Source organism: Methylocaldum sp. (genome assembly GCF_039794385.1).
In the GTDB taxonomy this organism is placed as follows: domain Bacteria; phylum Pseudomonadota; class Gammaproteobacteria; order Methylococcales; family Methylococcaceae; genus Methylocaldum.
Window position 1 is genome coordinate 1 of the sequence record NZ_JBDIVO010000029.1, and the last position, 18,143, is coordinate 18,143.

The 18,143-nt window shown below is 57.0% G+C and carries 22 protein-coding genes and 1 other RNA gene; 13 read left to right on the forward strand and 10 right to left on the reverse strand.

The window, feature by feature from the left end; genetic code table 11:
* Positions 1–99 precede the first annotated feature (99 nt).
* Positions 100–669 (forward strand): C40 family peptidase, encoded by a 570-nt coding sequence (locus ABJK70_RS04615; RefSeq protein WP_077732604.1) that lies wholly within the window; start codon positions 100–102, stop codon positions 667–669.
* Positions 666–1,661, forward strand: a complete 996-nt coding sequence (locus ABJK70_RS04620; RefSeq protein ID WP_347257464.1) for a zinc-dependent alcohol dehydrogenase family protein — start codon at positions 666–668, stop codon at positions 1,659–1,661. The genes ABJK70_RS04615 and ABJK70_RS04620 overlap by 4 nt, the downstream gene beginning before the upstream one ends.
* A 64-nt stretch (positions 1,662–1,725) precedes the next feature.
* Here ABJK70_RS04620 and rpiA read toward each other — a convergent pair whose 3' ends face one another.
* Positions 1,726–2,382: a ribose-5-phosphate isomerase RpiA gene (rpiA, locus tag ABJK70_RS04625; RefSeq protein WP_086133766.1), complete on the reverse strand. Its 657-nt coding sequence runs from the start codon at positions 2,380–2,382 to the stop codon at positions 1,726–1,728.
* 122 nt (positions 2,383–2,504) lie between these two features.
* Here rpiA and ilvA point away from each other — a divergent pair, with 122 nt between their 5' ends.
* On the forward strand, positions 2,505–4,034 hold the full coding sequence (gene ilvA / locus ABJK70_RS04630; protein WP_086133767.1) for a threonine ammonia-lyase, biosynthetic: 1,530 nt from the start codon (positions 2,505–2,507) through the stop codon (positions 4,032–4,034).
* Between the two features lie 524 nt (positions 4,035–4,558).
* On the opposite strand, the gene ABJK70_RS04635 is transcribed toward ilvA, so the two are convergent.
* Positions 4,559–5,017, reverse strand: coding sequence for an EVE domain-containing protein (locus tag ABJK70_RS04635; RefSeq protein ID WP_077732608.1), 459 nt, complete (start codon positions 5,015–5,017; stop codon positions 4,559–4,561).
* A gap of 135 nt (positions 5,018–5,152) precedes the next feature.
* Here ABJK70_RS04635 and ABJK70_RS04640 point away from each other — a divergent pair, with 135 nt between their 5' ends.
* Both ABJK70_RS04640 and ABJK70_RS04645 read left to right on the forward strand, forming a co-directional pair.
* Positions 5,153–5,284, forward strand: a complete 132-nt coding sequence (locus tag ABJK70_RS04640) for a hypothetical protein (RefSeq protein WP_347257465.1) — start codon at positions 5,153–5,155, stop codon at positions 5,282–5,284.
* A gap of 21 nt (positions 5,285–5,305) precedes the next feature.
* Positions 5,306–5,875, forward strand: coding sequence for a Uma2 family endonuclease (locus ABJK70_RS04645; protein ID WP_077732610.1), 570 nt, complete (start codon positions 5,306–5,308; stop codon positions 5,873–5,875).
* Positions 5,876–5,931: 56 nt separating this feature from the next.
* On the opposite strand, the gene ABJK70_RS04650 is transcribed toward ABJK70_RS04645, so the two are convergent.
* The 4 genes from ABJK70_RS04650 to ABJK70_RS04665 all read right to left on the reverse strand — a co-directional run bounded on the left by ABJK70_RS04650 (position 5,932) and on the right by ABJK70_RS04665 (position 7,385).
* A complete protein-coding gene (locus ABJK70_RS04650; RefSeq protein ID WP_077732611.1) occupies positions 5,932–6,534 on the reverse strand; it encodes a 5-formyltetrahydrofolate cyclo-ligase in 603 nt (200 codons plus the stop codon).
* Between the two features lie 80 nt (positions 6,535–6,614).
* Positions 6,615–6,800: non-coding RNA, 6S RNA (gene ssrS, locus ABJK70_RS04655), on the reverse strand.
* Between the two features lie 61 nt (positions 6,801–6,861).
* Complete coding sequence (locus ABJK70_RS04660; protein WP_240502661.1) at positions 6,862–7,164, reverse strand: cell division protein ZapA; 303 nt, start codon at positions 7,162–7,164, stop codon at positions 6,862–6,864.
* Positions 7,161–7,385, reverse strand: coding sequence for a TIGR02449 family protein (locus tag ABJK70_RS04665; protein WP_077732613.1), 225 nt, complete (start codon positions 7,383–7,385; stop codon positions 7,161–7,163). The genes ABJK70_RS04660 and ABJK70_RS04665 overlap by 4 nt, the downstream gene beginning before the upstream one ends.
* 103 nt (positions 7,386–7,488) lie before the next feature.
* On the opposite strand from ABJK70_RS04665, the gene ABJK70_RS04670 reads away from it, so the two are divergent.
* From ABJK70_RS04670 to ubiH, 3 genes are read left to right on the forward strand one after another with little or no spacing between them, the layout of a single operon-like run.
* Positions 7,489–8,025, forward strand: coding sequence for a UPF0149 family protein (locus tag ABJK70_RS04670; protein ID WP_077732614.1), 537 nt, complete (start codon positions 7,489–7,491; stop codon positions 8,023–8,025).
* A gap of 12 nt (positions 8,026–8,037) precedes the next feature.
* Positions 8,038–9,354 (forward strand): Xaa-Pro aminopeptidase, encoded by a 1,317-nt coding sequence (gene pepP, locus ABJK70_RS04675; protein ID WP_077732615.1) that lies wholly within the window; start codon positions 8,038–8,040, stop codon positions 9,352–9,354.
* Entirely contained in the window at positions 9,351–10,541 is a 1,191-nt protein-coding gene (gene ubiH, locus ABJK70_RS04680) for a 2-octaprenyl-6-methoxyphenyl hydroxylase (protein ID WP_347257466.1), read from the forward strand. The genes pepP and ubiH overlap by 4 nt, the downstream gene beginning before the upstream one ends.
* 14 nt (positions 10,542–10,555) lie before the next feature.
* Here the strand turns inward: ubiH and ABJK70_RS04685 are convergent, their stop codons facing one another.
* Complete coding sequence (locus ABJK70_RS04685) at positions 10,556–10,954, reverse strand: hypothetical protein (RefSeq protein ID WP_139841035.1); 399 nt, start codon at positions 10,952–10,954, stop codon at positions 10,556–10,558.
* Between the two features lie 138 nt (positions 10,955–11,092).
* Between ABJK70_RS04685 and ABJK70_RS04690 the strand changes: the two genes are divergently transcribed.
* The gene (locus ABJK70_RS04690) at positions 11,093–11,539 is read left to right on the forward strand and encodes a hypothetical protein (RefSeq protein ID WP_077732618.1); all 447 of its coding nucleotides are present in this window, start codon (positions 11,093–11,095) and stop codon (positions 11,537–11,539) included.
* Positions 11,540–11,588: 49 nt separating this feature from the next.
* Here ABJK70_RS04690 and rsmI read toward each other — a convergent pair whose 3' ends face one another.
* The gene (gene rsmI, locus ABJK70_RS04695) at positions 11,589–12,458 is read right to left on the reverse strand and encodes a 16S rRNA (cytidine(1402)-2'-O)-methyltransferase (protein WP_240506860.1); all 870 of its coding nucleotides are present in this window, start codon (positions 12,456–12,458) and stop codon (positions 11,589–11,591) included.
* A 37-nt stretch (positions 12,459–12,495) separates the two neighbouring features.
* On the opposite strand from rsmI, the gene ABJK70_RS04700 reads away from it, so the two are divergent.
* The 4 genes from ABJK70_RS04700 to ABJK70_RS04715 all read left to right on the forward strand — a co-directional run bounded on the left by ABJK70_RS04700 (position 12,496) and on the right by ABJK70_RS04715 (position 16,858).
* Positions 12,496–14,391 carry a penicillin-binding protein activator gene (locus ABJK70_RS04700; protein ID WP_347257467.1) on the forward strand — a complete coding sequence of 632 codons (1,896 nt, stop codon included), beginning with the start codon at positions 12,496–12,498 and terminating at the stop codon, positions 14,389–14,391.
* Positions 14,392–14,401: 10 nt separating this feature from the next.
* Positions 14,402–14,764 carry a YraN family protein gene (locus tag ABJK70_RS04705; protein ID WP_077732014.1) on the forward strand — a complete coding sequence of 121 codons (363 nt, stop codon included), beginning with the start codon at positions 14,402–14,404 and terminating at the stop codon, positions 14,762–14,764.
* A gap of 113 nt (positions 14,765–14,877) precedes the next feature.
* On the forward strand, positions 14,878–15,465 hold the full coding sequence (locus ABJK70_RS04710) for a phosphoheptose isomerase (protein WP_077732015.1): 588 nt from the start codon (positions 14,878–14,880) through the stop codon (positions 15,463–15,465).
* 4 nt (positions 15,466–15,469) lie between these two features.
* A complete protein-coding gene (locus tag ABJK70_RS04715; protein ID WP_086133675.1) occupies positions 15,470–16,858 on the forward strand; it encodes an FAD-linked oxidase C-terminal domain-containing protein in 1,389 nt (462 codons plus the stop codon).
* A gap of 10 nt (positions 16,859–16,868) precedes the next feature.
* Here ABJK70_RS04715 and nadC read toward each other — a convergent pair whose 3' ends face one another.
* On the reverse strand, positions 16,869–17,699 hold the full coding sequence (gene nadC, locus ABJK70_RS04720) for a carboxylating nicotinate-nucleotide diphosphorylase (protein WP_347257468.1): 831 nt from the start codon (positions 17,697–17,699) through the stop codon (positions 16,869–16,871).
* Positions 17,700–17,721: 22 nt separating this feature from the next.
* Positions 17,722–18,099, reverse strand: a complete 378-nt coding sequence (locus tag ABJK70_RS04725; RefSeq protein ID WP_168175505.1) for a DUF1499 domain-containing protein — start codon at positions 18,097–18,099, stop codon at positions 17,722–17,724.
* Positions 18,100–18,143: the final 44 nt, after the last annotated feature.

The window sequence follows — 18,143 nt, forward strand, 5'->3', positions numbered from 1 at the left end:
CCAATGGATGGCCTCCGAACCCGATCTTGCCGCCAATCGCAGCCGAGACTAAATTTAAGGCAACTTCGCCAGCCCGAATCAAACACCCGGAGCCAACAGATGGAGTCGGCTATCTATCAACTTTTCCGCAAACCCATCGTTTCGCAACTGCTCGCACTAGCCGCCGTCTCGGTTCTGCTCGCTGGATGCGCCGGGACACGGGAAGTCAAGCGGACGGTCCATTTTCCCGCTTCGAACGAAGTGGCACGTTACGCCCTCAGCTTGCAAGGAGCACCCTATCGCTACGGTGCCGAATCGCCGCGGGAAGGATTCGATTGCAGCGGCTTCGTCAAATACGTCTATGAAAAATACGGCGTTCGCCTGCCGCGAACCGCTTATCAAATGGCTGCTGCGACCCCGCGTGTCGACAGCAGGAACCGACAGCCCGGCGACTTGGTCTTCTTCAATACGACCGGACAGCCATTCTCCCATGTCGGGATTTATATCGGTAACGATACATTCGTACATTCCAGCAGCGTGAAAGGGAAAGTGATCGTCTCCAGTCTTGAACGTCCTTATTGGTTGGAGCGCTTTTTGGGCGTACGCAGACCTTACCGCCCGAACGGTGCGTCAGTCGCCGCTAGTGCCGAGAGACACGAACTTAATCATCACAGGGTAGGAAAGCCATGAAAGCGATCTTGATGACGCAACCGGGACTGCCGGATTTGCTCGAACTGCGGGATATCGAAGAACCAAGTATCACCGAGCCCAGCCAGATCAAAGTCCGGCTCAGGGCGGCCGGTGTCAATCCGGTCGACACCAAAATACGGCGAAATGGTTTTTTTTACCCAAATCCGTTACCGGCGGTGCTCGGCTGCGACGGTGCCGGAGAAGTGGTCGAAATCGGCGGAGCCGTGAGCCGATTCAACATCGGCGACTCGGTATGGTTTTGCCATGGCGGACTGGGCGGCGACCAGGGCAATTATGCCGAGTACACCGTGTTGGACGAGCGCTGGGCCGCTCCCATGCCGCAATCGCTCGATTTCGAACACGCCGCCGCAGCGCCCTTGGTATTGATTACCGCTTGGGGCGCCCTTTACGACCGTGGACGGCTACAAGCCGGCCAAACCGTTCTGATTCACGCCGCAGCGGGCGGCGTCGGTCATGTGGCGGTCCAACTGGCAAAACTCCGCGATGCGCGGGTGCTCGCCACCGTCGGTTCGGCGGAGAAAGCCGAACTCGCCAAGAACTGGGGCGCGGATGCGGCGATCGATTACCGACAGGAAGACTTCGCACAGCGCGTAAACGAGCTGACTGACGGACAGGGCGCGGATCTGGTGATCGACACGGTCGGACCCGATGTGTTCAGACATAGCATCGACTGCACCGCCCATTTCGGCGATCTGGTCACGCTGCTGGACCCGGGCAACATCTCTTTGCAAGAAGCGCGGATGCGCAATCTCCGGATAGGCTTCGAGCTGATGCTGACCCCGATGCTGCGCAACCTGCACGAAGCCCGCGATCACCACGTGGAAATTCTGCAGCAATGCGGCGAATGGATCGACCAAGGCGTGTTGGACATTCATGTCAGCCAGGTATTGCCGCTGGAAAAAGCCGCCGCCGCGCACGCCCTGATCGAAACCGGACATACCACGGGCAAAATCGTCTTGAAAATATCGTAGGGCGGGTTAGCCCTGAGCGTAGCAGTAGCGAAGGCGAAGGGCGTAACCCGCCAAAACAAGATGGCTAATCCAGCTTTCTAACGCCGCTTTCGCCGCCGAGAAGAACGATGTCCGCGCCGCGCAAAGCGAAAAGGCCGACGGTCACGACACCGGGGATGTTGTTGATTTCCCGCTCCATCTCCACCGGATTCAGGATGTTCAGATTGTGCACATCGAGAATCTGGTTGCCGTTATCGGTGATATAGTTTTCGCGCCACTGCGGTTGCCCGCCCAACTTTACGAGCTGACGGGCCACATAGCTCCGGGCCATAGGGATGACTTCCACGGGCAGCGGAAACTTGCCCAGGACATCCACACATTTGCTCTCGTCCACGATACAGACGAATTTACGGCTGGCCGCCGCGATGATTTTCTCCCGGGTCAAGGCTCCGCCGCCGCCCTTGAGCATCTGTTTGTGAGGATTGACCTCGTCGGCTCCATCGACGTAAACCTCCAATGAGCCCACGGCATTTAAATCCAGAACCGGTATACCGATTTTCTTGAGCTTAGCGGTGCTCGTCTCCGAGCTCGATACGGCACCTTCGATATCCTGTTTGAAATCGGCCAACAAATCGATGAAATGATTGACCGTCGATCCTGTGCCGATGCCTAGCACCGACACGCCCTTTACATAGTCTAGGGCGGCTTCCGCCACTTTCTTCTTAAGCTCGTCTTGGGTCATTTTCGTCGCTCCATCATGTGGTTACTTGAAAATTGCGGGATAATAGCGTGATCATGCCGGCGCTGTCATGCTTCATAGCGGTCCCGGCCGCGTTTCTCACTTGTATCTTTTAAGACTAAAAAATGATTCATAAGTATATCGAGCGCATTTTGCGCGCCCGAGTTTACGACGTTGCTTCGGAAACTCCCCTAGACTTCGCGCCGGGGCTAACGCGCCGCTTCGACAACTCGGTTTACATCAAGCGCGAAGACCTTCAGCCAGTCTTTTCCTTTAAACTTCGAGGCGCTTACAACAAGATCGTTTCACTGGATGATGCAGCAAAACGGGCCGGCGTAATCGCAGCCTCGGCCGGCAATCATGCTCAGGGCGTTGCGCTCTCGGCCCAGCGACTGGGCATCCGGGCGGTCATCGTGATGCCCTGCACCACGCCGGCCATCAAAGTGCGGGCGGTGCAGAATTTCGGGGCGGAAACCGTTTTGTTCGGCGATTCGTACGACGAAGCGTACGAGCACGCTATGAACCTTGCCGAAGAGCAAAAATTGAGCTTCGTCCACCCCTATGACGATCCCGAGGTTATTGCCGGCCAAGGCACCATCGGCATGGAAATTCTGAGGCAGCACACGGGCGACATTCACGCCATCTTCATCCCGGTGGGGGGCGGCGGATTGATCGCGGGCGTGGCGACTTACGTGAAGTTTGTTCGCCCGGATATCAAGATCATCGGCGTAGAGCCGGACGATGCGGATTGCTTGAATCGGGCGTTGAAGGCAAAACGCCGGGTCATCCTGAGACAAGTCGGACTGTTCGCCGATGGCGTCGCCGTCCGGCAAATCGGCAAGGAACCGTTCCACGTCGCACATCAATACGTGGATGACGTCGTTACGGTCGATACGGATGAGATCTGCGCGGCCATCAAAGATATCTTCGACGATACCCGATCGGTCGCCGAGCCCGCGGGCGCTTTGGGTGTTGCCGGCTTGAAAAAATACGCATCGATGACCGGGGTGCGGGATCAGTGCCTGATCGCCATTGAAAGCGGGGCCAATATCAATTTCGACCGGCTGCGCCATGTGGCGGAGCGTGCCCAGGTTGGCGAACACCAGGAAATGCTCCTGGCGGTAACGATTCCGGAAAAGCCCGGCAGCTTTCTCGAATTTTGCCGCGTTCTAGGTCGGCGCAGCATTACCGAATTCAACTACCGCTATTTCGACGACAATGCCGCCCATATCTTCGCGGGCGTGGCGATCGCCAACGGCAGCCGGGACAGCGAGGAACTGATCGCACAACTGCGCGAACACGGCTTCACGGTTACCAATATGACCGGCAACGAATTGGCGGTGGAGCACATCCGCTACATGGTGGGAGGCCATGCACCGCGCCTGTTGGACGAAACCGTATACAGCTTCGAGTTTCCCGAACGCCCCGGCGCGCTTTTGAAATTTTTATCTTTTATGGGCGGACGTTGGAACATCAGCCTGTTCCATTACCGGAACCACGGTGCTGCATTCGGGCGGGTGCTGATGGGAATTCAGGTACCGAAGACGGAACGGCGAGCCTTCAAGGAATTTCTCGACGCCATCGGCTTCGCCTATCGGGAGGAGACGGACAACCCGGCGTATCGACTGTTCGCAGGCGGAAACGCGACCTCTTGATTTCCTTTGCTTCACCGCAACATGGTGGCAAGATCGAAGAGATAGCCCGAACGCCTCATCATTTTTCGGCTTTCGCGTCTTCACGGCAAAAGAAAGTTACATTAAACAGCTCTGCTCGCTGGGATTGGACAACCGTGTATTCGTACCCGAGCTTGAGAGCGTTGCGCGAACTGGTGCCGTTTCCCCGGGGTGCCTTTTCGCTTGGGTCGACGGGAATCTCAATTCGGTCGATTTCTATGCCGAATGGGAACTACCGGGCCGGGAGGTACCGGAAAAAATCTATTACTCCGAATTTCTTCACACCGACCGCATCGTCGAGGTATTCCACGATCTGGCATATGTTCGGCGCTGCAGCCGGTCATTCGGCAGAAACGGACGATCAGGCTTTCCAGAGCGATTACCTCAAGCACGATTTCTATCATCTGATTTCTCGTCCCGCCCAGACACACCATTGTTTTCGGGTACGGCTGGAGAAGACGGCAAGCCATATCATATCCCGGCACAAAGGCATCCAGTGGGAGTGTTTATTCCAGCGACAAAATATACGTCCACTGCGCCTCGGTAACCGGCATGACGGACAGCCGGTTGCCGCGGCGAACGAGCGCCAGACCGTCGAGTTCCGGCCGGTCTTTTAGTTCGCTTAAAGTGATAGTGCGTTTGAGCTTGCGGACGAACTGCACATCCACCATAAACCACCGCGGATCATCCGGCTTGCTGCCGGGATCGTAATGCTTGTTATCGGCGTCAAACGCGGTGAAATCCGGATAGGCTTCACGCGAAATTTTCGCGATGCCGACGATGCCCGGCGTATCGCAATTAGAATGGTAAAAAAACACCAGGTCCCCCACTTTCATTTCATCGCGCATCATATTTCGCGCCTGATAATTGCGCACGCCGTCCCAGTGCTCGATCTGATGAGGCCGTTTCTCCAGGTCGTCGATGCTGAACTCCGAAGGTTCGGATTTCATCAACCAGTAACGCATCTGTCTTCCCCCCGCGAAAAGTAATTTCTCAATAACGTTATTAACTACAGCATGTTAGCGGAAGTGGCCGTCTTAAAACATCCTGACGCGGCAGCAAAAACCCCATTGTTCACGCGAAAAAGAGATCTGTGGAAAATGGCTGCTGTAGTCCGCCAGCATGGTCCGACGCTGCTCGAATTTCCGTCCCAGCGGCCCGTCGAACATTGGGAGGCCAATACAGCGGGGACTCAACTGTTGGTCGAGCCGGTGGATAATGACTATGTTTGACGTAAAGAACGGAGGTAACTGATGTCCGCCGTAATTCAGGAATCGAGCCCGTATGAGCGCTTGCTGGCGCTGCCGGAAAATCTGGTCGGAGAAATCATCGGCCGAGAACTGTACACCCAGCCCGGCCGAGCCGGGCCTCATGCTTCAGTCGCCCCTGTGCTCGGGATCGATATCGGTTCAGCCTATCATCGCGGCCGGGGCGGTCCGGGCGGTTGGTGGATCATCGATGAGCCGGAATTCCATTTCGTCCGCGATACCGAAGTGCTGGTCCCCGATATCGCCGGTTGGCGCCGCGAGCGCATGTCGAGCTTGCCGGAAGACCATCGCTTCGAGGTGGTTCCGGACTGGGTGTGCGAAATCCTTTCGCCGACGCCCCAGAAAAAGGATAGGGTCACAAAAACGAGAGCTTACGCGCGCTACGGCGTAGCGTTTTTGTGGCTTGTTGATCCCCTGGCGCGGATTTCGGAAACCTATGCCCTGGCCGACGGGCAGTGGACCGTAACCGGCTTATACCAGGACCACGACGAAGTTTCCGCTGCACCCTTCGAGGCCGTCACGATCGCCCTCAGCGACCTGTGGGCCGGTTCCTGACCACCTCTTTTCGTCCCGCCTCCAGCGCGTCAGCCGCTGCCACATTGCACTTTATCTTAACGACAGAGGTCGTCGAACAGGTAATAAGCCTCTTCGGTAATCACGCCATTCAGCGGCACATCCCAAGGCTGCGCCGGTATTTGGTCCCATTTCTGGCATTCGAACGCCAGGCCGATGAGAATCGGCGTGCGCGGTTGATTTGCATTCTTAAGATAAGCGAACGTACGGTCGTAATAGCCGCCGCCCATACCGATGCGGTTACCGAAAAGATCGAAAGCCACCAGGGGAACGAACGCCATATCCAGCATCCACGGCTCAGTAATCGTATCTTCCCCGATAGACGGCTCGGGAATCCGAAATTTATTCGGAGTCAACGCCGTGCCCGGCCCGTAATGCCCGAACCATAGCGAACGCTGGGGCGACGAACGGAGAATCGGTAGGTAACACGCTTTGCCACATGCCCACAAGCTCTCGATAATAGCCTGGGTTTCGACCTCGCCGTCGTTACTGAGATAAGCCGCGACATGCTGGCCGCGTTCGGCAATCGGCGATGTAATGAAGCGTTCCGCGATGCGGAGACTCTTCTTACTAGCCAATACGAGCGGCATGCTTTGTCGAAGAGCTCGACTCTGGCGCCGGATATCCGCCGGAAGATTCATTCAGATAGATCGGATGAAACTGGCGAGTGCATATTCGCACATCCAGCAAAGGGAGTTCCTCTAGAACGAGGAGAAGTGAAGTATTCCCCGCCTGCGCCGTAAACCGCTTTCGCCCTTGAACCGGAAGGTTCAGGTGGGAGCGTAGGAACGGCGAATTAGGCTTTCCGCTCGGAGCGGACTTGCGCACATCGCTCGTTCGATGGTTCCCGGGGTTTTAGATTAGGCTCAAGAAGTAACCCAGCTGCTTTCGCACGCCGCAGGGAATACGTGAATCAAATTCTACTAGGTCGACAAATTGATGCAATACGTATCAGCGCCGAAACAGCTTTAATCCGTATCCAGGGCTGCGTCTAGCCTTTCGTGCAGCGACGAAAAGCGATCCCGCAAATCCTGCGATAACAATTTGTTCTGCTGTTGCGCTTGTAATAGCTCATGCGCGATATTCAGCGCTGCCATCACGGCAATGCGTTCGGTGCCGATCACGCGGCCGGTACCGCGTATTTGACGCATTTTTTCATCCAAATAACGTGCTGCAATCAAAAGATCGTGCTGTTGGTCTTCAGGGCAGGAAATAGGATATTCCTTGCCGAGGATCTGAACTTTAATCGGCGGATTCATTTCGCTCATCATTCGTGTCCTATGGATTTCAGGCGGGAAATCATCGCTTCAACGCGACTCTTCGCCATCTCGGTTTTATCGGATAGTTGCACCCGCTCTCGCATCCATTCGTCTAACGTGGACTTCAGCACCTGATTTTCATCACGTAGCCTTTCGCACATGGCGGCCAGTGAATCGATCTTATTTTCCAATCGTACTAGCTCGGCATCCAAATCAAACATATCGGCTATCATGATTTTGGAGCCTTAAAGATGGGGTTAAACTTCGGTGCTAGCTTTCGATCCGGCTATTCGAAGTGTTAGCATAAAGAATTAGAGCAGGGTCGACAAGGCTGGAATGAGCAACGATTTATCCTATCAGAATGTCCAGGACGTCGTCCTGAACAACGACTCGGCGGCTAGCGCAGCCGAAGTGCATGGGGTGCTATCGGGATTGCTGTGTCTGAACAGCCAGACCGATTGCGATCAGTGGCTGGAAGCCGTTTTCGGCGAAAGCAGGACCAACCTTAACCCGGCGGAACATGCCTTGCTTTCGGCGCTGTGCGAGACGACTCGGCACCAATTGGACGATTTCGACTTTTCGTTCGAGTTGCTGCTGCCGGATGACACGCTCCCCCTGAGTGACCGCGCCAATGCTTTGGGAGAATGGTGCCAAGGCTTCTTATACGGCCTCGGTTATCGATCGGATGGTGCCGACTGGCCGGGAGAAAGCACCGAAGTCCTCCACGACCTTCTGGAAATCTCCCGCCTGAGTCCGGATTCCGCCGGAGAGTCGGACGAAGTGGCTTATGCCGAGATCACGGAATATGTCCGCATCGGCGTACAGTTGATCCGTACCGAATTGCAACAGCAACCGCCCTCGCGACTTCACTGATATTGCAAACTCATGCTTCAACCGAGCGAATTCAAACAGCGCCGTAAACAGCTAGCGCGCCGTATCAAGAAGAAAAGCGTAGCTCTGATCGCGAGTGCGTCTGCGAGCGTACGCAACCGGGATGTGGAATATCCGTATCGTCAAGACAGCGATTTTCATTATCTGACCGGATTCGACGAACCCGAAGCGGTGGCCGTCTTCGCCCCCGGCCGAAAACAAGGGGAGTACATTCTTTTTTGTCGCGAATTCGATCGTGAAAAAGCGATCTGGACCGGAAGGCATGCCGGGCTCGAGGGCGCTCGCAACGCATTCGGAGCGGACGAAGCATTCCCCATTGATGAACTGGACAAGGTTTTGCCCGGCCTTCTGGAAAATCGCGAGCGGGTTTATTTCCCCATCGGGCACGATCCGAAGATCGATCGTCAGGTGTTTTCCGCGGTAAACAACGTGCGGGCGAGAGTCCGTACCGGTGTACGTGCGCCGTTCGAATTCGTATCTCTGGAGCATCTGCTTCATGAGCAGCGCCTGATCAAAACGTCGCATGAAATCCAATTGATGCAGAAGGCCGCCGAGGTTTCGGTACGCGCTCATAAACGCGCGATGTCAGTCTGTAAACCGGGAAAGTACGAATATGAAATCGAAGCCGAGTTGCTCTACGAATTCACCCGGCATGGCATGCGAGCGCCTGCCTATCCTTGCATCGTCGCAGGAGGACACAACGCTTGCGTACTCCATTACACCGAAAACAAGGACGTACTGAAGGACGGCGACCTTCTTCTGATCGACGCCGGGGCAGAGTATGAAAACTATGCTGCTGACATCACCCGTACTTTTCCCATCAATGGAAGATTCAGCGAAAGTCAGCGACTCCTTTACGACTTGGTTCTGGAGGCCCAACTCGACGCTATCGAGCAGGTGCGTGCTGGCAACCGCTGGAATGCGCCTCACGATGCTGCCGTACACACCTTGACCAAAGGGCTGGTCAAGCTGGGTTTGTTGGAAGGGCGTGTTTCGAAGCTGATCAAGGACGAAGCCTACAAGAAGTTCTATATGCATCGAACCGGCCACTGGCTGGGCATGGACGTGCATGATGTCGGGGAATACCGGAGCGATGGCGAATGGCGTTCGCTGGAGCCCGGAATGGTATTGACGGTGGAACCCGGCCTTTATGTCGCGCCGGACTGCCATGACGTAGATCCCAAATGGCGCGGCATCGGCATCCGAATCGAAGATGATGTTTTGGTCACCAAAGACGGTTGTGAAATCCTCACGGCCGGACTGCCCAAAACGGCAGCGGAAATCGAAGCATTCATGGCGAATCCCGAATGAACCACGATTTCGATCTATTGATCGTGGGCGGCGGACTGGTCGGAGGTAGTCTCGCTCTGGCCCTGCGGGACGCGCCGCTTCGCGTGGGAATCGTCGAAGCGCTGACGGAAACCCAACGACAGGCCCTGACGGCCGGCGATCGCGCCTTGGCCCTAGCGCGAGGCACGGTCCAAATTCTCGACCGGCTCGGCGTATGGCAAGACGTGGCGCCCAAAGCCATGCCCATCCGTCATATCCATGTCTCCGATCGCGGCCGTTTCGGAAAAACGCGGCTGCATGCTCTTGAAAAAGGAGTCGACGCGCTGGGCCATGTCATCGTCGCCCGAACGCTGGAGGATCGCATTGCTCGGGAACTGCGCGGACTCGATGCGGAGCTGATATGCCCGGCGAGGGTCATCGGTCTCAAAGCAGGCCCGAATGGCGTGTGCGTCACCCTCAAGAAAGGCGAGGAGTGCCTCAATGTCACGGCCGCTCTGGTGGTTGCCGCCGACGGCGGAAATTCCACAGTGAGAAGGCTCCTGGGAATAGAACAAAACGTCCGGGACTATGGACAGACGGCGATCGTGACTGAAGTCAGCACGGAGGCAGATGTGAACTTCACGGCTTACGAGCGTTTCACGACCGCCGGCCCGTTGGCCCTGCTGCCCTTGGAGCGCAAAAAATGCTCGGTGGTCTGGACGATGAAGGATCAGGAGGCCGACGAACTCTTGAGTGAATCCGACGCGAACTTCACCGCAAACTTGCAGTCGGCATTCGGTTATTGGCTAGGGAAAATTCAACTGGCATCGCGACGGCAAGGTTTTCCGCTCAAGCTGATCCGGGCAGAGAAGATGGCGGACGACCGTGTCCTCTTGATCGGCAACGCGATGCATCAGGTTCACCCCGTTGCCGGTCAAGGCTTCAACTTAGGTCTCCGTGATGCGGCATCCCTGGCGGAGCGATTGCTCACCAAACTGGCGTTCAACGAAGATATCGGCGAAAAAGCGTTCCTCGATCGTTACGCCCGAGCCCGGCAGAGAGATCTGGCCAATACGATCCATTTTACCGACGGCCTGATACGGGCGTTCTGCACCGATTTTCCACCCTTCGCCTTGGCGCGTAATGCCGCCATGATCGCCCTGGATTGCTTCCCGCCGGCGAAGCGCTTGCTGGCTCGTCACGCGATGGGATATGGCTTTAGATTTTGAACGCTTGAATCACGCTATTCGAATTTTGGAAAAGAGCTATCCAATAGCCACTGCTTTTTTTCGACGTCAAAATGCCATTTTTGCTCGTCGGTCAGACTTTTTTCCACGAGCCGCTCATTATCGATATAGCGAATCTCGACGGTTTGCAGCACGATTGTCCCCTCGTTCTGCACCTTCCGGAATACTGAATCGTAGCCGGTAACTTTTATATTTTTGAGCGCCTTGAAATCAGGCGCCCGTTTCTGTTTGTCGGTCTGAAAATCCCAGGCTTTTTGGAAAGCTCCCCATCGAATAGCTGAACCATAGCTGTTCAGTGCCTCCTCCATTTTCATCACCCTCATGTCGTGGGCGCATGCTACAAGCGCAAAACTTAAACCGATCCATATTGTCCTGAAAACGCGATCTCGAGCCATAGAAGTACCCCAAATTAATAAATGATAAAAAGGCGCGAGGCAGGACTTTGACTTCGGCGTGACGCTGCGAGAGCTTTTGACATCAATGTTGCAGCGAGATTATATAATGTTCGCCCCCAATACTTTCGGAGATAAACAATGAAAATACTAGCCGGTCTTTTTCTGGCATTGCTTGCCGTCATTTACTTTCTGCCCGCGTTTATGTCGCGGTCCGACGAAATCAACGGGACCTCGCGGGAAGCGGTTTATAAATCGGCAATCCAAGTCAAACGCTACCTCAATACGGACGAACGCGTTTTGTTCGATACCGCCTTGGGAATTTTAGACAAAATCAAATCGGAAGAAGGACCGGATGCCTTCGTCAACACCGTGGACGGAAAGACACCCGACGAAGTCATCGAAATGGCGAAGCAAGAGGTCAACACCAAGATTGCAGCCGGCCATCCCGATTTCAAGCAATACACCTCGTGGGACGATATGATTCAGAAGCTGACCAATGGTAATGGAAGGAAGCCGTCCGCTCGTCCCAATGCCTCTTCCGATCACTCCTTACGCGACTCCGAGCGTCCGGATCGTCCTCAATAAATCGGCTCAAAGATCGACCTCCACTCACAGTTTCGCTAGACACGGCTAGTCAATCGGTCTTACGCCACTCTTCAGTCAATCGGAGCGCCGTCCGGTAAACCGTTTCCCGACGCGCTCCGGTGATCTTTACGGTCAAGGACACTGCCGTCTTGACCGAACAGTCCTCGAGCAGAATCCGCAATACTCGTTCCTCATCCACGGTAAGCCCTTCCGTCCTGCCGAGATCGGGCGCGCCTTCCAGTACCAGGACGAATTCCCCTTTTTCCATATTCGGATCGCTTTCGAGGAGCGAGAGCGCCTCGCCGACCCGTGTATCCACTATCGTTTCGAATAGCTTGGTCAACTCTCGGGCAATGACCAATCGCCGATCAGACGGAAAAATCGCCGTGATGTCCGCTACACTTTCGAACACGCGATGACTGGATTCGTAAAAAATCAGCGTTCTCGAATCATTCCGCAGGACCTCCAGGCTGGCCTTGCGCGCCGACGATTTTCGCGGCAGAAATCCCTCGAAGGCAAAACGGTCGGCGGGGAGGCCGGACGCCGAAAGGGCTGCGATGAGAGCACATGGCCCCGGAATCGGAACGACGCGAATACCTGCGGCCCGAACCGCCCGCACCAGGGGAAATCCGGGATCGCTGATCAGCGGCGTTCCGGCATCCGAGATAAGGGCAATGGACTCGCCCCGCTGCAAGCGTTCGACCAGCCGCAGCGAAGCGACATCCTCGTTATGCTCGTGGAATGCCGCGGTCGGCGTGGAAATCCCGTAGTGGTCCAGAAGCGGCCGGCTATGCCGGGTGTCTTCGCAAGCGATGAGATCGACTTGCTGCAGAACGTCGATGGCGCGGAACGTAATATCCCTTAGATTGCCGATGGGCGTCGCTACTAGGTATAGTATGCCGGGTTCTGTTTGCCTCACTATCAAACTCCTCGCTTTCTCGAACGGAATCCCGCCTATGTCTCTATTGATCCGCCTCTGTCTCGCTCTCCTCATACTGATGGCAGCCGCTTGCGCCCGCGACACCACCAGACGCGGAGCCATGAATGCGCGCGCCGCGCAGGCCGAAAGCCTGCTCCAGAGCGGCGACTATGCAGGAGCGATGAGATTATTTCAGCAGCTCGCGGAAACGTCGGGCGATCCCGATTACTACCGGCTTCGAGCCGCCGATTCGGCTCTCCGGGCGGGCGATGGAAGAACGGCGAAACGGCTGGCCGATGCCGTCGCTCCCGACGAACTGGAGACCGTGGACCGGTACGATTACACGCTTCTGCAAAGCAGGCTGGATCTCAACGTGGGCCGAGCACGGGAGGCCTTGGCCAAGCTCGATAGCCTGCCCTCAGGCCGGCTGGAGCCGTCGCAAAAGGTGCATTATCACACACTGCGCGCCTCGGCTTATAACCAACTGGGCAACATGCTGGAAAGCGCCAGGGAGCGTGTCAGGCTCGGCCAACTTCTCACGCGTCCCGACGCTGTGCAGAAAAATAATGAGGCCATTTATGACGCGCTGAACCGGATTCCCGAAAAAGTCCTGACCGCCATGCAACCTCCCCCGCCCGATATATTGGGCGGCTGGATGAATTTGACCCAGATCGTCAAGTCCACGCCTCCGGCCGGATTGAACACGGAATTGGCCAAGTGGCGGATTCGCTTTCCCGGACATCCCGCCGACGGGGCATTCCTGCAAGGGCTATTGAGCCAACGTCAAAGCCCGCCTCCGGGCCAGGCTCAAACGGGAACGACACCGCCTACGGCAGCCGCGCCCGGCTCCGGAGCGTTCATTGGCGTAATGCTGCCTCTGTCAGGTTCCTATGCTCCCGCTGCCCAGGCCCTGCGCACGGGCATGCTTGCCGCCTACTATGCGGATACCAATACCGCAAAGCCGCCTTTGCGGTTCGTCGACACCCAGTCGGGAGACATCTATCAGCTCTACCGGAAATTCGCCGATGGAGGCGCGAAAGTGATCGTCGGCCCCTTGATCAAGGACGACGTGGCCGTCTTGGCCAAAGCTGGGGATTTGCCCGTCCCCGTCCTAGGACTCAACCAAACGCCGGAGGTCAGCAATGACCGGGTCTATCAGTTCGGCCTCACCCCGGAGCACGAGGTCGAGCAAGCAGCCGGGAGCGCCTGGTTCGACGGTCGTCAGAGTGCACTGGTGCTGGCGCCGGCGAATCAGTTCGGCCAGCGCATGATCAAGCACTTTGCGGCCTATTGGAACCAGCTCGGGGGGAACATTCGTGCGATCAAGACCTATCCGTATCACGGCGAGGATTTCACCGCCTCGGTAAAAGAACTGATTTCCGCGGCACCTTCTGCCACGCATGCCCAGCTTTCCTTCCCGACCGTTCCGTCGGTCACCAAACAAGGCGCGGATTTCATCTTTCTCATCAGCGACGCCCGCGATGCTCATCTGATTCTGCCTCAAATCGCCTTTCACAATGGCGAGCATCTCCCGGTCTACGCTACCTCTCACGTGTACGGCGGCAGGGCCGACTCGGAAGCCGATCGAGATTTGAACGGACTGATTTTCTGCGACATTCCGTGGTTACTCGATCCGGCCGAAAGTGGTCCACTGTCCCATCAAGCGCTGAGCAAGCAGATTCAACAAACGCCGTCGGATTACGTGAGACTTGTCGCGCTGGGGATCGATGCTTACCGTTTGCTTCCGGAACTCGAACGATTCAAGACAGAACCGCAGTTTCGGTACACCGGCGCGACCGGCACGCTCTCGCTGGGCACCGGCAACCGCATTCAGCGCCAGCTCCATTGCGCCCAATTTGAAGACGGAGTTCCGCAACCACGGGGAATCGCACCGCTTCTGAAACCGGGCGATAGTGCTCCGGGGCTCCGGTAAAGGCGCTGAAATGACCACCCTTGGCCAGGCCAAAGGGCGTATCGCCGAGGAAGAAGCGCTGACTTTTTTGCAGACCCATGGCCTGCGGCTGATAGAGCGCAATTACCGCTGCCGATACGGTGAAATCGATCTGATTATGGAAGACGGGTGCGCCATCGTGTTTGTGGAGGTCCGCTATAGGGGAAGTATCCAGTTCGGCGGTGCACTGGAGAGCGTGGATCGGCGCAAGCAAGCAAAGCTGTTGGCAAGCGCCGCCCACTTTCTTCGGGAAAAGCGGATGGATCGGCCGGCTCGTTTCGATGTGGCGGCGCTGGCCCCCGCAAACGGCGGGCTTGCTGTAAAATGGGTGAAAGATGCTTTTCAGGCGACTTAGAGCCTATCCCAGTAGGCCGTTCGCCCTGAGCTTGTCGAAGGGTTTCTTGAGCCTACTGGGATAGGCTCTTAACCGATTTTAAGGTTTTCGCTACGCAACCTTGATAGCAGGGCATGAATTTACAAGAACGAGTCTTTCGTCAATTCGAGACCAGCGTTGAAGCAAGCCGCGAATCGCTGGCCAGGCTCGGAGAGATCATCGAAATTGCCGGAGTCAGGCTGGCTCAGTGTTTACTCAGCGACGGCAAAATTCTTTGTTGCGGCAACGGCGGATCGGCAGCGCAAGCGCAGCATTTTTCTTCCGAGATGCTGAATCGCTTCGAGCGGGAGCGCCCCGGCCTGCCCGCTATCGCGCTCACTTGCGACACATCGACCTTGACCTCGATTGCCAACGATTATCGGTTCGACGACGTTTTCGCCAAGCAAATCAGAGCCTTGGGCCACAGCAACGATCTTCTCGTCGTCTACACCACCAGCGGCAATTCCTCCAGTATTTTGAGCGCGGTTACTGCCGCCCATGATCGGGACATGTCGGTGCTGGCCCTGAGCGGCCGGGACGGCGGAGCGCTGTCGCCCTTGCTGCTGGAAACCGATATCGAGATCCGCGTACCCTCGGAGACGACGGCCCGAATACAGGAAGTCCACCTGCTGATCACGCACTGCCTGTGCGATTTGATAGACCACCAATTGTTCGGGGACTGATTTCTTGGCTTTACCCAGCGCCTTTTTGAACCGGTTGGCGCAAATTTTCCCACCCGGCTCGCTTTACACGGACCCCGCCGATTGCTGGGCTTACGGCTACGACAACAGCCGCCGTCAAGCTCTGGCGGAAGCGGTCGTTTTCCCGACCAGCCACACCCAGACGGTCGAACTGGCCCGCTTGTGCAACGAGCATCGGGTGCCTTTGACCGCGCGCGGCCGCGGCACCGGCACGACCGGCGCGACAGTGCCTTTACGGGGTGGAGTTGTGGCTTCGTTCGAGCGGATGAACCAGATTGTGGAATTCTCGCCGGGCAACCGCTACATCGTCGTCGAACCGGGCCTGACCAATCAGGCGCTACAGGACTTTCTCAAACCGCACGGCTTCTTCTGGCCGCCCGACCCGACCAGCGCCGCCTTTTGCAGTGTAGGCGGGAATCTCGCCTACAATTCCGCCGGCCCACGCGCGGTGAAATACGGCACTCCCCGCGAAAACACCCTCGCCTTGCGAGCTGTGACCGGTTTGGGGACGGAGATCCGTACGGGCGTCTTCACCACCAAGGGCGTCGTCGGGTACGATCTGACCCGGCTGCTATTGGGCTCGGAGGGAACGCTTGCGCTGATTACCGAGGCGACGCTCAAGCTGACGCCGTTGCCCGAAGCCAAACGCACCATGCGGGCGATCTATGCCGATTTGGACCATGCTACGGAAGCCATCACCCGAATCATGGCTCAACCTGCGGTTCCTTGCGCCCTCGAATTCATCGATGGAAACGCAATCGAACTGATTCGCCGTTACTCTCGCGCCGACTTGCCGGAGCGCGCCGGTGCTTTACTAATGGTCGAAGTGGACGGATTTGCCGAGGGAATGGCGGTACAGATCGAGAGCGTGCGGCGCGCTGCTCAAAACGAGGGGCTTCTGGAGTTTCGCGTTGCGGCGACCGCCGATGAAGTCGAAGCCTTATGGCAAACGCGCAAGGCACTGTCGCCGGCGCTGCGGAAGGTCGCGCCGAAGAAAATCAACGAAGACGTGGTAGTGCCCGTCACCGAGTTGCCTTTGCTGATCGCCGGACTAAACGAGCTGTCGCAGCGGTATGACTTGGCGATCGTCAACTTCGGCCATGCGGGAAACGGGAACATTCACGTCAACCTGCTGTTCGATCCCGCCAAACCCGGCGAAACCGAAAAGGCCCACGAATGCCTGGGGGAGATCTTTTCGCTGGTGCTGCGGCTGCGCGGTACCTTGTCCGGCGAGCACGGCGTCGGTCTCGAAAAGAGGGATTACGTTGACCGGGAAATCGACACCGGCGCCCTGGAATTGATGCGCGCCGTCAAACGTCAGTTTGATCCGAACGGCATTTTGAATCCCGACAAAACCTTGCCTTTGGCCGACTGACTCGCAGAGCTCAGGCGGTAATCGAGATCCGCATCGACAAATCGGTTGCTCGAACATTCTTGGTCAGGGCACCGACCGAAATGTAATCCACCCCGGTCTCGGCGATCTGCCGGATGGTATCCAAGGTCACGTTGCCCGATACCTCGAGCTTGGCGCGGCTTGCAGTTTCGGTAACCGCTTCCCGCATCATCGCAATCGTGAAATTATCCAGAAGAATCCGCTCGGCGCCGGCCGCCAAGGCTTGCTGCAATTCATCGAGATTTTCCACTTCGACTTCGATCGGCACGTTAGCGCCCAAGGCTTTCGCGGCGTGCACGGCTTTTTCGATGGACCCGCAAGCCAGGATATGGTTTTCCTTGATCAAAATGCCGTCGTAGAGTCCCATCCGATGGTTATCACAGCCGCCGCAGCGGACGGCGTATTTCTGTGCCTTCCTGAGGCCGGGAATGGTCTTGCGAGTGTCGAGGACCTTCGCCTTGGTGCCGTCCACGGCTTTGGCATAAGCACGCGCCAAGGTCGCGGTGCCCGACAGAGTCTGTAGAAGATTGAGCGCCGAGCGTTCGCCGGTCAGGAGCGCTCGGGCGGGGCCTTGCATCGCGCACAGCTCGGCGCCCGCCTCGACTTGTTCGCCCTCCGTCACCAGCCAGTCGATTTGAACCGAACCGCCGAGCCGGGCGAAAACGGCGGCGAACCAGGCCTGCCCGCACAGCACCATGGACTCGCGGGTGATCACGCGCGCTCTCGCCGTTGCGTGCTTCGGAACCATCGAAGCGGTCAAGTCGCCTGAACCGACATCCTCTTCCAAGAAACGGTCGATTTCGCTTAAATCCAACGGATACATCGTCACTTCCACCGCGTCGCGGTTATCGCCACAAGCCCTCACGCTTCAGCGCTTCGCGCAAGCGCTCGACCCGCCGGCGGTTGACGCCCAAATCCCAATAGCCGACCCGCGACGCGGAGCGAACGTGCATGAGGTGCTCCTCCGGAATAAGCTGGAATTCCACGTCGTCCACGAATCGGAAAAGACGGCTCGTGGCCTCGGCGCGGAGATACCATCGCTCGTTGTCCTCCTCGACAACCCGGGTGCGGGGTTCCGCCCCCAATACGCGCTTCAGGGCCGCCCAAGCTTCGTCAGGCGCTATGTCCACGCGAAAGGGACTCGCGTAATGATCCTGATCCCGAGAGAGACTGGACACACAATTGGGACTATCCGGACAATCTGAAATTCTCGACGAAGCCATGGAACCTCCTCGACTCAGTGCTAACGCCGTCAAGGCGAACAGCA

Excerpts from the sequence above, each read along its gene's own strand:
- ABJK70_RS04615 (WP_077732604.1), top strand. The coding sequence starts at position 100 with ATGGAGTCGGCTATCTATCAACTTTTCCGCAAACCCATCGTTTCGCAA.
- ABJK70_RS04620 (WP_347257464.1), top strand. The coding sequence starts at position 666 with ATGAAAGCGATCTTGATGACGCAACCGGGACTGCCGGATTTGCTCGAA.
- rpiA (WP_086133766.1), bottom strand. The coding sequence starts at position 2,382 with ATGACCCAAGACGAGCTTAAGAAGAAAGTGGCGGAAGCCGCCCTAGAC.
- ilvA (WP_086133767.1), top strand. The coding sequence starts at position 2,505 with ATGATTCATAAGTATATCGAGCGCATTTTGCGCGCCCGAGTTTACGAC.
- ABJK70_RS04635 (WP_077732608.1), bottom strand. The coding sequence starts at position 5,017 with ATGCGTTACTGGTTGATGAAATCCGAACCTTCGGAGTTCAGCATCGAC.
- ABJK70_RS04640 (WP_347257465.1), top strand. The coding sequence starts at position 5,153 with ATGGCTGCTGTAGTCCGCCAGCATGGTCCGACGCTGCTCGAATTTCCG.
- ABJK70_RS04645 (WP_077732610.1), top strand. The coding sequence starts at position 5,306 with ATGTCCGCCGTAATTCAGGAATCGAGCCCGTATGAGCGCTTGCTGGCG.
- ABJK70_RS04650 (WP_077732611.1), bottom strand. The coding sequence starts at position 6,534 with ATGAATCTTCCGGCGGATATCCGGCGCCAGAGTCGAGCTCTTCGACAA.
- ABJK70_RS04660 (WP_240502661.1), bottom strand. The coding sequence starts at position 7,164 with ATGATGAGCGAAATGAATCCGCCGATTAAAGTTCAGATCCTCGGCAAG.
- ABJK70_RS04665 (WP_077732613.1), bottom strand. The coding sequence starts at position 7,385 with ATGATAGCCGATATGTTTGATTTGGATGCCGAGCTAGTACGATTGGAA.
- ABJK70_RS04670 (WP_077732614.1), top strand. The coding sequence starts at position 7,489 with ATGAGCAACGATTTATCCTATCAGAATGTCCAGGACGTCGTCCTGAAC.
- pepP (WP_077732615.1), top strand. The coding sequence starts at position 8,038 with ATGCTTCAACCGAGCGAATTCAAACAGCGCCGTAAACAGCTAGCGCGC.
- ubiH (WP_347257466.1), top strand. The coding sequence starts at position 9,351 with ATGAACCACGATTTCGATCTATTGATCGTGGGCGGCGGACTGGTCGGA.
- ABJK70_RS04685 (WP_139841035.1), bottom strand. The coding sequence starts at position 10,954 with ATGGCTCGAGATCGCGTTTTCAGGACAATATGGATCGGTTTAAGTTTT.
- ABJK70_RS04690 (WP_077732618.1), top strand. The coding sequence starts at position 11,093 with ATGAAAATACTAGCCGGTCTTTTTCTGGCATTGCTTGCCGTCATTTAC.
- ABJK70_RS04700 (WP_347257467.1), top strand. The coding sequence starts at position 12,496 with ATGTCTCTATTGATCCGCCTCTGTCTCGCTCTCCTCATACTGATGGCA.
- ABJK70_RS04705 (WP_077732014.1), top strand. The coding sequence starts at position 14,402 with ATGACCACCCTTGGCCAGGCCAAAGGGCGTATCGCCGAGGAAGAAGCG.
- ABJK70_RS04710 (WP_077732015.1), top strand. The coding sequence starts at position 14,878 with ATGAATTTACAAGAACGAGTCTTTCGTCAATTCGAGACCAGCGTTGAA.
- nadC (WP_347257468.1), bottom strand. The coding sequence starts at position 17,699 with ATGTATCCGTTGGATTTAAGCGAAATCGACCGTTTCTTGGAAGAGGAT.
- ABJK70_RS04725 (WP_168175505.1), bottom strand. The coding sequence starts at position 18,099 with ATGGCTTCGTCGAGAATTTCAGATTGTCCGGATAGTCCCAATTGTGTG.